General features: G+C 34.5%; 11 protein-coding genes and 2 pseudogenes. 11 read left to right on the top strand and 2 right to left on the bottom strand.

What is annotated here, in order from left to right; translation table 11 throughout:
• The first annotated feature begins 177 nt into the window (after positions 1 to 177).
• The 4 genes and pseudogenes from FS802_RS01055 (at position 178) to FS802_RS01040 (ending at position 4442) form a co-directional block, all read left to right on the top strand.
• Positions 178 to 1344: a serine hydrolase domain-containing protein gene (locus FS802_RS01055; RefSeq protein WP_144524815.1), complete on the top strand. Its 1167-nt coding sequence runs from the start codon at positions 178 to 180 to the stop codon at positions 1342 to 1344.
• A 93-nt stretch (positions 1345 to 1437) separates the two neighbouring features.
• Entirely contained in the window at positions 1438 to 3522 is a 2085-nt protein-coding gene (locus FS802_RS01050; RefSeq protein WP_000791786.1) for a serine hydrolase domain-containing protein, read from the top strand.
• Positions 3523 to 3744: 222 nt separating this feature from the next.
• Positions 3745 to 3954: pseudogene (locus tag FS802_RS31915) on the top strand (S-layer homology domain-containing protein); the annotation flags it as partial.
• Between the two features lie 284 nt (positions 3955 to 4238).
• A complete protein-coding gene (locus FS802_RS01040; protein ID WP_000538967.1) occupies positions 4239 to 4442 on the top strand; it encodes a hypothetical protein in 204 nt (67 codons plus the stop codon).
• A 27-nt stretch (positions 4443 to 4469) separates the two neighbouring features.
• On the opposite strand, the gene FS802_RS01035 is transcribed toward FS802_RS01040, so the two are convergent.
• Complete coding sequence (locus tag FS802_RS01035; RefSeq protein ID WP_144524813.1) at positions 4470 to 4712, bottom strand: hypothetical protein; 243 nt, start codon at positions 4710 to 4712, stop codon at positions 4470 to 4472.
• 111 nt (positions 4713 to 4823) lie between these two features.
• Between FS802_RS01035 and FS802_RS01030 the strand changes: the two genes are divergently transcribed.
• From FS802_RS01030 to FS802_RS01010, 5 genes are all read left to right on the top strand, one after another.
• The gene (locus FS802_RS01030) at positions 4824 to 5750 is read left to right on the top strand and encodes a zinc-dependent alcohol dehydrogenase (RefSeq protein WP_098654039.1); all 927 of its coding nucleotides are present in this window, start codon (positions 4824 to 4826) and stop codon (positions 5748 to 5750) included.
• An 81-nt stretch (positions 5751 to 5831) separates the two neighbouring features.
• The gene (locus tag FS802_RS01025; RefSeq protein ID WP_144524811.1) at positions 5832 to 6689 is read left to right on the top strand and encodes an NAD-dependent epimerase/dehydratase family protein; all 858 of its coding nucleotides are present in this window, start codon (positions 5832 to 5834) and stop codon (positions 6687 to 6689) included.
• 55 nt (positions 6690 to 6744) lie between these two features.
• Complete coding sequence (locus tag FS802_RS01020) at positions 6745 to 7242, top strand: DUF421 domain-containing protein (RefSeq protein WP_001021693.1); 498 nt, start codon at positions 6745 to 6747, stop codon at positions 7240 to 7242.
• Between the two features lie 234 nt (positions 7243 to 7476).
• Positions 7477 to 8106, top strand: coding sequence for a class I SAM-dependent methyltransferase (locus tag FS802_RS01015; RefSeq protein WP_000397613.1), 630 nt, complete (start codon positions 7477 to 7479; stop codon positions 8104 to 8106).
• Positions 8107 to 8324: 218 nt separating this feature from the next.
• Positions 8325 to 8606: a hypothetical protein gene (locus FS802_RS01010; RefSeq protein ID WP_000600376.1), complete on the top strand. Its 282-nt coding sequence runs from the start codon at positions 8325 to 8327 to the stop codon at positions 8604 to 8606.
• A gap of 121 nt (positions 8607 to 8727) precedes the next feature.
• Here the strand turns inward: FS802_RS01010 and FS802_RS01005 are convergent, their stop codons facing one another.
• Positions 8728 to 9138 (bottom strand): hypothetical protein, encoded by a 411-nt coding sequence (locus FS802_RS01005; protein ID WP_001013790.1) that lies wholly within the window; start codon positions 9136 to 9138, stop codon positions 8728 to 8730.
• A 506-nt stretch (positions 9139 to 9644) separates the two neighbouring features.
• Between FS802_RS01005 and FS802_RS01000 the strand changes: the two genes are divergently transcribed.
• Both FS802_RS01000 and FS802_RS00995 read left to right on the top strand, forming a co-directional pair.
• A complete protein-coding gene (locus FS802_RS01000) occupies positions 9645 to 10157 on the top strand; it encodes a hypothetical protein (protein ID WP_144524809.1) in 513 nt (170 codons plus the stop codon).
• 440 nt (positions 10158 to 10597) lie between these two features.
• A pseudogene (locus FS802_RS00995) lies at positions 10598 to 12078 on the top strand (UDP-N-acetylmuramoyl-L-alanyl-D-glutamate--2,6-diaminopimelate ligase).
• The last annotated feature ends 23 nt before the right edge of the window (positions 12079 to 12101 follow it).

Below are 12101 nucleotides of genomic sequence, written 5' to 3'. Positions count from 1 at the left end.
TATGTGGAAAAAGAGGGATTTACCCAGGACAGAATAGCGTTTGTAAAAATAATAAATATGAAGATGATTACGAATTCAATGTTGACCTTTTTTCATTGGTGGAGATGGTAGCTGTGTGGTTAATACGAAATAGCAAGAAACCACCTATACAATATGAATAGAGGAGAGGAATGCCCTATGAAAACACGTAGTCAAATTACATGTGCAAGTCTGGCCCTTTTAATAGCTGGAAGTTCTCTGTTATACACAACGCCGACCTTAATTGTAAAAGCAGAACCTACTCAAAGTGTATCTAGTTCGGTACAAACAAGTACTCAACGAGATCGTAATTCTGTCAAGCAAGCAGTGCGGAATACATTGCAACTTGGATTCCCGGGGATACTTGCTAAAACTTCTGAGGGTGGAAAAACATGGAGTTATGCCGCTGGGGTAGCGAATATGAGCAGCAAGAAACCAATGAAAACAGATTTTCGCTTTCGCATTGGTAGCGTGACGAAGACGTTCACGGCAACAGTTGTACTTCAATTAGCCGAAGAGAACCGCTTGAATCTAGACGACTCTATTAAAAAATGGTTGCCTGGTGTCATTCAAGGAAACGGGTATGATGATAAACAGATTACTATCCGGCAATTATTGAACCACACAAGTGGTATCGCTGAATACACAAGGTCAAAAAGTTTTAATCTTATGGATACTAAAAAATCGTATAGGGCTGAAGAATTAGTAAAGATGGGGATTTCGATGCCCCCAAATTTTGCTCCAGGAAAGAGCTGGTCTTATTCAAATACAGGATACGTATTACTAGGGATCCTTATTGAAACAGTAACTGGGAACAGCTATGCGGAAGAGATTGAAAATCGGATTATTGAACCGCTTGAATTATCGAATACATTCTTACCTGGCAATTCAAGCGTGATTCCAGGAACCAAGCATGCCCGTGGATATATCCAACTAGACGGAGCAAGTGAGCCAAAAGATGTTACTTATTATAACCCAAGTATGGGGAGCTCGGCTGGAGGTATGATTTCTACTGCTGATGATTTAAACAAATTCTTCTCTTACTTACTAGGGGGTAAATTACTAAAAGAACAGCAACTAAAACAAATGCTTACTACAGTTCCAACAGGAGAAGCTGAACTTGGCAGATATGGTCTTGGAATCTATGAAACTAAGCTTCCAAACGGTGTCTCAATATGGGGACACGGAGGTAGCATTCCAGGGTTTGTTACTTTTGCTGGAGGCACACTTGGAGGCAAGCATACATTAGCTGTCAATTTGAACAGCCTTAATGCTGATAGTCCTGATCCTTTTAAAAATATTTTACTTGCTGAATTTAGCAAGTAGGCCAAAAGGAAGAACAGATAAATTTTATCATATTTTCATAGTTAAACAAATAAATGATGAAATTGATCACTTATCTAAGGAGGCAATTCCCTCATGAAAAATAAACTAACTGGTGTATTAGCCGTTACATTAGCGCTAACTATGATTCTACCAACAGGGGCGAAAGCATTTTCTGACAGTAAGACTACAGTTGTATCTAACGCAGAAGTAGCTAGCCAAGAGTTGAAGAAGATTGCAGCAGAGAAGGCTGCGCTACTCACGAAGTCCCATGGGACGACTAGCGTGCAGTATGCGCTAATTGATAATGGCAAGCTTACTTTGTCGGGGCAGGCTGGAAAGAACGATATGGAAGGGGAACAGCCACTAACCAAAGATACTCTATACGGGATTGGTTCAGTCAGTAAAATGTATGCAACAGCGGCTGTAATGAAATTGGTCGACGAAGGAAAAGTCGATTTGGATGCTCCTGTGGTCAACTATGTTCCTGATTTTAATATGAAAGATGTGCGGTACAAACGCATTACCCCGCGTATGTTGTTGAATCACTCCTCCGGCTTGCAAGGTTCAACGTTAAGTAATGCATTTTTATTTAACGATAATGATACCTATTCCCATGATTTCTTGTTGCAGCAATTGTCCAACCAGAGCCTGAAAGCAGACCCTGGCGCGTTCTCGGTATACTGCAACGATGGCTTTACGCTGGCCGAAATTTTGGTGGAAAGAGTCAGCGGTATGAGCTTTACCAAATTTCTACATCAACGGTTTACAGAACCCTTAAAGATGAATCATACAAAAACGCCGCAGGACAAATGGAGGGACGAAAAGCGGGCTGGACTTTATTTTCCGGCGTACCAAGGGCAGCTTCCAATTGAATCTGTGAATGTGATTGGTACGGGAGGGGTCTCTTCCACGGCAGAAGATATGGTACGATTCTCACAATTATTTATAGGACAGGGAAAAGGGATCCTCTCTGATAAGGTAGTCAAGGCGATGGAGCAAGAGGAATATAAAAAAGGAATGTGGCCGGGGGATGGAGATAATATTTTTAACTATGGTCTTGGCTGGGATAGTGTGAAACTATACCCATTCAGTGAATATGGGATAAAAGGCTTGGCTAAGGGCGGCGACACGGCACTGCAACATGCTATACTGGTCGTGCTTCCGGAACAGAAAATGGCAGCGGCTGTGTTGTCATCCGGTGGACGAAGCTCTACAAATCAACTGCTGGCAACGGAATTGCTGCTCGCCGCGCTTAAAGAGAAGGGTACAATTAAGAACATCAAGCCTAACAAATCTTTTGGCAAGCCGGTTAAGGTCAAGATGCCTCAAGACGTGGCAAAGAAAGCGGGATTTTATGGCAATAGCGAAACTCATTTCAAAATTGAAATTACGAAGAATGGAGAACTGTTCTTACCATCTAATCAAGAAGAAAAATATGTATATACTGCGGATGGAAGCTTTATTAATGAGAAGGGTACTTCTAAGCTCAACTTTGTCACCGAGAAGAATGGAAGAACTTATTTGAGGGAGAGCACATATAAATCGACACCAGACTTAGGGCAAGGTGTGATGACTCACTATTTAGCCGAGAAACTAGAAGACAATGTGCTATCGAAGAAAACCGCTGCCGCATGGGCGAAGCGGGAAGGTGTTAAGTTCTATCTTGTGAATGAGAAATTTAGTTCTATTGAATATCTCGTACAACCGAAACTTATTACCACACAAATTACTCGTAAGGAAGGCCTGGCGGGCTATTGGGAGGGCAGAAAAATTACAGGTCCGAACACCGCGACGCATCAGCTCCAAATCCCCGTGATGAATGGCCGTGATACGACGGAAACGCATTTCTATACAGAAGGCGGCAATGAATATATGGAAATGGCCGGGTTGTTATACGTAAGTGGAACCAACGTAAAACCACTTGATGCTGGCCAATCATCCAAAGTTACGCTGCAAGCAAATGGGCATGCTAAATGGTTTACGATCCCGCAAGCGGCAGCAGGAAAAAGGATGACCGTGACATTGCCATCAAAGGGTGCGTTCGCGGTGTATGATGAGAATGGAGTATGCGTCAACTTTACCATCGTGAGCGGCAATAACAAAGTAAAACTGCCGAAGAATGGAACGGTTGTAATTGCTGGGGCACCGAACTCAGAATTTGCAATTACGTTGAACTAGCTACAATTCAAGATGGACTTCAACAAAACCAGTACGACATAGGAACGGTGTTTTGCTGGTTTTGTTTGTATTTACATATTATCTTTAAGAAGAGAATTTCAACGAATAATATCACGCTCAAACTCTGCAAAAACAGCTATCATACCAATTCAGGGCAATCATCATTTGCTCCATTAATCTTCTTGATGTAAATACGTTCGCAGCCGGTATTATGATGTACAAGCCCTATACGATACAGGAATTATCCGAGGTGTTTCAGCTACTAAGTTCACGCCATATGGCACACTCACACGTCAACAGGCTGCACTTATGTTAGAACGAACTCTAGAATATCTAGGTGTAGAAAAAGAGTCAAATATAGGGACCTACCACATCGCTATCAAGCTAAGAAAAGTAAATACCCCCAGAACGAAATTTTGTGCTAACTTGTAGCAAAAAAGCTCATTTTTTTGTTTTGGGGTAATTCGGAATTCTTAAGTTGATGGGCATGTGACGTTCCCCCTATACAAGGAAATATGATAGTAATCATATACCGGAAGTGATAGAACTGAGTTATAAAAAGTAAAAGAAAAGTGTTACGTTAATACTTTTTAGAGCACTCAATTGCTGAGTGCTCTTTTTGTTTAGGATATAATTGTTTTAAATGGAAATAAATTACCAATAGATGATATCCTTAAAGTATAGCATTTATTTTGAATAGGAGGGTGATCGAGTCTATGGGGGTACGTATAGTCGATGATTTACAGCAATTATCGTTGTTACTAATGTTTTTAAGTACATTTATATTTTACAGATATTTAAAAAAGGTAAGACGAGAGAGAAAATTGACTGGTTTTGAATGGACAATGTATTTTGTCACTCAATTTGCGACAGTAATTTGGACAATTACTTATTTTATTAAACTCTTAGCTGAATCGTAATTTCTATTCATTCAATCTAGTTTACTGTTATCTATTAGGGGTATAAATATAGTCCGTATCTAAATCAATGACAACATCGCTCGTGATGTCTTCTTGTAGTAATTTTGGAATTTTTTCATAATGGTACTGTACACAAAATAAGCTTAGAAGATCTTCATTAGATATCTCTTCATTTTTTACATGTAAATACATTTTTCTTAATTCGTTTAGAGAACAGTTACGGCCAATAACATACTCATTTATTCTATATCCATCAAATTCAATTATCATATTATCACTGTTGGTTGCTAGCCAACATTATAGCTTGAATTTTAGATGAATCTATTATACATTGTTTGAAATTTAGTGAGAATATATTTTTATATAATGTGAGGGTTATAAATGGAACAAAATAAATTAGTTTTAGTAGGATCAAAACGTCTTAAGTGGGAAACATGTAAAATTAAGTCTATACAGGATGAGGAAATTATTATTAAAACAATTGCAGGTGCAATAAGTATTGGAGCAGAGTTACCGCAGTATAAAGAATCTGATGTTACAGATACAAATCCTATGTATCCAAGAAAAACTGGATATGAAAGTTATGGTGAAGTTATTCAAGTTGGTAATAAAGTAACAAATTTAAACGTAGGTGATAAAGTAGTTTCTTTTTATGGGCATGAAACGGTAGGAATAGTTAAAGGGGATAAAGTAATTCGAGTGCCTAGTTATATAAAATCTAAAGTTGCTTTATTATCTATTCTTTCGTGTGATGCTGCTAAAGGGGTATTGAAGCTAGACCCGCGACGTGATGAAAAAGTACTCATTACTGGAATGGGAGTTATCGGTTTACTCGCTTGTTATTTTTTAAAATACTATGTAGGTGTTGAGCATGTGGATGTTGTTGAGCCTAATAAAAATAGAAGAGAATTTGCAAAGAAGTTTGGTGCGAAAAACCTCTTTGATTCGGAAGAGAAACTTATAGATACGTATAATTACGGTTTGGAATGTTCTGCTACAAATAGAGGGTTTCACACATTGCAAAAGGTTATTAAAAGTAATGGGGCTATATGTATTCTTTCTGATGGTAATATAGAAGACTTAACATTAATCGCCGACTTTTATCGAAAAGAATTGCAAATCATTGGTTCAAGTGACGGATATGATTATCAAAAACATGCAGATTGGTTTTTTAATCAAATAGAACAGACGCAATGGATAGAAGAGATTTTTCAACATGAAATTCATTACACTGCACTTACACAATGCTTTAAGGAATTAAGTGAAGGGGCGTTGAAGCCTTTAAAAGTGTTCGTTTCATATGAATAACAAATAAATCTAGCAATTATTTGTCACGTATTTCATATATATTTCGTCACATTTATGATAATAAATTGAGGAGGAACTTATATGAAAATATTTGTAGCAGGTGCTACGGGTGTAATAGGACGTTCTTTATTACCGATGTTAATAAAAGAGGGGCATACGGTATATGCAATGATTTGTAATGAATCACAAGTAGAGGTAATGAAGAAAGTTGGTGCTATCCCAGTAATAGCTGATATATTTAATCGGCATGCTGTATTTTCTGTATTAAATGAAACAACTCCTGAAGTAGTCATTCATCAATTAACGTCATTGTCTACGTGGAATGTTGAGGATAATGCCGAAATTAGAATTGAAGGCACTCGTAACCTTGTTGATGCTGCTAAAAATATAGAGGTAAAGAGAATAATCGCTCAAAGTATTTCATGGGTGTATGAACCAGGAGATACATTTGCGGCAGAAAAAGATTCACTAGATATTGCTGTCCCTATGTCTAGGCAAGTGACTATTAATGGCATATTAAAATTAGAAGAAGCTGTTTCTGAGTTACCAGAAGCGGTTATACTTCGTTACGGTACGCTATATGGACCAGGCACATGGTATGCGGAAAACGGATTAATAGCAGATCAAGTTCGTAATAATGAAATTATTGCATCAGACGGGATAAGTTCGTTTTTACATGTCGAAGATGCCGCTAGAGCAGCTATGTTAGCTCTTCATTGGCCGACGGGAACCGTAAATATTGTGGATGATTTTCCGGCAGCTAGTAAAGAATGGTTACCAATATATGCAGAAGCGATAGGGGCACCTATGCCTAAAGTTCAAACTGGTAAAAATAGTTGGGAAAGAGGAGCTTCAAATAATAAAGCGCGTAAAGAGTATGGGTGGAACCCTATATTTCCATCATGGTCTGAAGGCTTTAAAAACTTGGTAAGTATGTAAAATACAACTTTAATGGGAATGCTAGTAACATTCACCATTAAAGGATTGGGCAATTATGAATATAATTTGGGAAAGTATTATTTTAATTCTTACTGGAATGATTGCATTAAAAATGACAGGTAGTAATTCTGTTAGCCAAATGACGAGAGCTGAAATAATTATAGTAGTTTCAATTGGACGTATTATTGTAGAGCCTGTATTAAGTAGGAAAGTAGTCCCATCTATATTTGCAGCTGTAATATTTGCAAGCATACTTCTTATCATTCATTTTTTTGAATTGAAATCAAAGAAGGTGGAGCAATTCCTAAATGGCAGTAGCATTGTAATTGTTGAGAATGGAGAAATTGTAAAAGAGAATTTGATGAAAGCAAAAATGTCGGAACAACAACTATATATGCAATTAAGAGAAAAAGGAATTCATGATTTAAAGTGTTTACAACAAGTTACAGCTGAACCGAATGGGCGTATTGGTTATCAATTAATAGAGAAAGCTCAACCGATAACTTTAGAAATTTTAGAAAAAATATTAGATCAACACAAAATAAAAAGATAAATTCTCTTTAAAAAAGCCAATACTGCAACGGAGTATTGGCTTTTTTATTTTTCTACAAACGTAATGGTTAATATTTAGAATACATATTCAACCAATCTTTAAAATAGATATAGGCTTATTAATATGCTATATTCAATGGACCTATAGTGACTGTGGTGAAAAAAGCAGCGTTAAAATTAATAGGTCTTTCATGTGATGCTATACATGAGATAAGAATAAGGAGATAAAAATAAAATGGAATTTTGGGAATCAAGCTTTATTGAGAAACAAACGATGTGGGGATTTGAACCTACAGAATCTGCAATTTTGACAAAAGATTTTTTTCTGGAAAAGAGCGTTAAAGATATATTAGTTCCGGGTATTGGATATGGAAGAAACGCAAAGGTGTTTATCGAAAATGGTATAAATGTAACAGGTATTGAAATTTCAAAAACAGCCATTGATTTAGCAAAACAAAACGGACTAGAAGATGTTCGTATGTATCACGGTTCGGTAAACGAAATGCCTTTTGATAATAAACTTTATGATGGGATATTTAGTCATGCACTTCTTCACTTGTTGAATGAGCAGGAAAGAGAGAAGTTTATTAAGGATTGTTATAATCAGTTAAAACCAGGCGGGTATTTGATTTTTACAACCGTTTCTAAAAAAGCTCCCATGTACGGAAAAGGAAACCAGTTGGATAAAGACTATTATGAGATAATGGAAGGTGTAAAAATGTTCTTCTACGATTCTGAATCTATAAAGCAAGATTTTAATAAATATGGATTAGTACAGATTTCAGAAATTGATGAACCAAATAAGAATGTAGAAAATAAACCTTCAATTAATTTCTTAATGATAAAATGTAGAAAAGACCTGTAAAAAATTAGTATATATTAATTGTATATTATGTATAAATAATAAAACACACAAGAAATTATGAATGAATTAGAAGTCTTAATAGAGATAGGTCTAGAGAAACAAGATTAGATAGCGCTTAAAATATGGGGAAATACAGTGATAAAATGAGAAACAAAATGTGTTTGATATTTTTTGTGGAGTTTTAATGTCAGAAAAAGAAGAAATGGAGAAAATAAAATATGATTTTAGGAATTTCATATTTTGATATTTTTCGTATCATAATTATTGTATTGTTTTTTTTCATTTTCTGGAGATTGAATACTTGGTATAATAAGAAATATAATGTTCCTAAGGTTTTTCAATGGCTTCCTAGAAGATGGGGGAAAAGAAAAGTTTCAGAGCATTTGTCTCAATTAGATAAAAAGTTAGAAGCTGAAGGTAAAGGTATTTGGGTTACAATCTATGCTATAGATTTGTACATTGTAACTATTCCTTGTACCGTAAAAAAATATAAATTTTAATACATATATATTTATAGAAGGGACCGTTTCTTTTAAAAGATACAGTCCCTTCTATAAATTTGTCAATGTAATGTAATTAAGTGATGCGTAAGAACTCGTATCGTTATCCCAAAGTATCGCCTTATATACGTTTAATGAGTTTTATCCCCTCAACAAAGAAAAGCACTAAGTGTATAGTGTTCATTACAAACCATAACATGAGCTTTGAGTTCTTCACAGTTTTCAACTGACTTGATTTTGTATTAGACAATTCTATCTTTAAAGACATTAATATAATAGTATTAGACATAAAACCTAACAATATAAATCCGAATAAAGGTAAGTTTGTAATAGCGCCTATTACCATAATTGCTATGTATACTATAGTTAGCTTTTTAATATACTGTTTATCTTCTTTTAATTTATCTATATTTTTGGTTTTGAACCAGTTTCTTACTATTCTTACAAAAATAATAGTTTGAAATACTAGTACAATTATACTTACAAAGAGAAGGAACAAAGTTCTTAAATTATTTTCCATTAAACCGTTCATTTCGTATGTACCCCTTTTATTTATGTTTATAGTATGAAAATGTAATTTTCAAAGAACCTGCATGTGATTAGTAACGGTACTCGTTCTCTATTTTCATGTTACTCTATCCTTGTTAATTATGGAAAAGGACAAATCTAAGCATTTAACTGTTAGTATGGTATACCCTTTATATATTTTAGGTTAATTTTGATTGTTTGCATATAATTTTATATTGGAATAAGTAATACGTCAAAATGTTTTGTGAAAATTTCGGCTATTAATTGCTTGTACAAAAGAAAAAGATTAGTAGGTAGTCATATCGTAATGGGCGAGGTATACCTTATCTGTTGTCTGCTTAAAATGAAGTTTAACCATGTTGAAAATATGATTTTCATTTAGTATTTCTAGAAACAATAATGTGGTTAATTATGGTGAAATTTAAAATGGAGGAAAAACGTTAGACCACTAGAGTGAATATATTCAAAGCCATATCATGTGTAGTGTTTAATATAATTAGGGGGAACTACATGACAAGAAAACAGATAATCATTACCTTATTTTCAATTACAGCGTTCATACTAATTTTAGTATCACTTGGTGTTTTTGAGGAAGAACTAAAAGAAACAGATTATAGTGAAGTTGTACAATTCATGGAAGATATGAAAAACAAAGAAGAAGTTGAGATTGATGTAGTTACTTACTATTCAGGTAAGGCCTCTTTAGAGAATAGTGTACTCAAACAACCAAATGGTTGGATTATTTATCGTTTAAAAGCTCGTTATGATAAAGTAACAAATCAAAGTTGGATAGATGTGACGCCTGATCTTAGCCGTTTTAAGAATGTGGAGAAAATTTCTGGGGATCTCATTACCTCGCACCAACAATGCGGCTATATTAATCATAATACAGACGAGAATAAAGGAAAAGTAGGATACATGTTAACAGAATGCTTCCATAAGTGGGAATACGATGTGAAGCCATCAGGGTTTGAAGGATATAGGATTAATTACACAATATTACCGATTTTAGGTTTAAAATAAATTTAGTATTTGTTTTATCAATTTGTTAATCAATTAGCTGATACTGTAGCTGAACAAGTAATGTATGATATTAAATTTATATTTTAATAATAGTTTTGGCTTATCTTTTTTAGGCTATTTGCAATGAGTTGAATAACCTTTATTCTAAAATAGTAATTAAGGAAATTATTTAGTGTTAATATAAATTCTTATATATTGATTATGCACAAATAAAAAGGACAAGCATATAATAGAAATACCTATTAACTTTAAGTAACCTTAACTTTCGTTAATAGGGTATCTCAAAATCCCCAAAAAGAGCACTTGCGGAAACAAGTGCTCTTTTATTTTTTTGTTTATTGAAGATGATTAAATTTCGTCCGACTAATATGGAATTTTAAACCATTATTTTATATAAAGTGGTAAAATAAGTAGGGGAAATTTGTAAGGGGGCGAGGGATTTGAAACTAAAAGAGCTGGCGGATTTGTTTTTGATTAAAGAAACCATTGGAGATATGAATGTAGAAATTACGGGATTAGAAATGGATTCTAGAAAAATAACTAGTGGAAATTTATTTATATGTGTATCAGGTATCGATGGTTTTCTTGAAGATCGACATCAATTTGTTGAAAATGCAGTGAAAAATGGCGCTGTGGCGTTAATTGTAGAAAGAGATGTAAATATTGAAATACCTAAAATAATTGTTAAAGATGCTAGGTATGCTATGGCAGTTATTGCGTCGCATTTTTATGGTACTCATCTAATGAAATGAAACTAATTGGAATTACAGGAACAAATGGTAAAACAACTACTTCCTATTTACTTGAAAAGATTTTGAGTGATTATGGATTTCAAACAGGGCTTATGGGGAATAACGGAGTGAAAGTTGGTTCGAAATGGTATCCTACTGATATTAATACGCAAGAACCACCGATACTTCAGCGGAATTTGCAAACGATGAAAAATCATAATACAGATTATTGTATTATGGAAGTTACCTCACAAGGTTTACATATGGAAAGAGTTAAAGGGTGTAACTTTAAAACCGCTGTTTTTACAAATTTAACGCAAGATCATTTGGATTACCATGGAACATTTGAGGAATATAAGCAAGTAAAAGGCCTTCTATTTTCCAGATTAGGAAATGACTTTTCTATTACAGATAAAAAATTTGTTGTATTGAATGCAGACGATCCGTCGGTAGAATACTTTAAAAAAATTACTTCAGTTGAGGTTATCACATATGGGATACATAATAAAGCAGATGTTCAAGCGAAGAACATAACTTTAAGCCCAAAAGGAATTCGTTTTGTAGTTGCATCCTTTAATGGAGAAATAGAAATCCATCTAAATCTAATAGGCCGCTTTAATGTATATAATGCATTAGCAGCAATAACAGCTACATTGGTTGAAGGTATTCCGCTTACAAACATTAGTGACAGTTTATCTCATGTAAAGAGCATTGAAGGTAGAATGGAAATCATAGACGAAAATCAAGATTTCCTTGTAATCGTGGACTATGCTCATTCACCCGATGCGTTAGAAAATGTCCTCTCTACAATTAGCGAGTTTTCAAAAGGTAAAATTATTACTGTTTTCGGTTGCGGTGGAGATAGAGATGCAAAAAAACGATCTATAATGGGTGAAATTGCTGGAAGTTATAGTGATTTTGTTTATATTACTTCTGATAATCCACGTTCGGAAGACCCGCAGGCAATAATGAAAGATATTGAAAAAGGATTTTCACAGAATAATAATTTGAATTATAAAGTAGAATTAGATCGTGAACTGGCTATAAAACATGCAATAAACATGGCATCTTCTAATGATATTGTTTTGATTGCAGGGAAAGGGCATGAAACGTATCAAATTTTAAAGGATTCGACTATTTATTTTGATGATAAAGAAAAAGCTCGACAAGCAATTATAAATAATAAATAGATTATCTTTTAGAAAAGACTAGA

The sequence above is a fragment of the Bacillus sp. DE0042 genome (genome assembly GCF_007680225.1).
GTDB lineage: Bacteria > Bacillota > Bacilli > Bacillales > Bacillaceae_G > Bacillus_A > Bacillus_A wiedmannii.
This window is presented reverse-complemented; position numbering and strand designations above follow the sequence as displayed.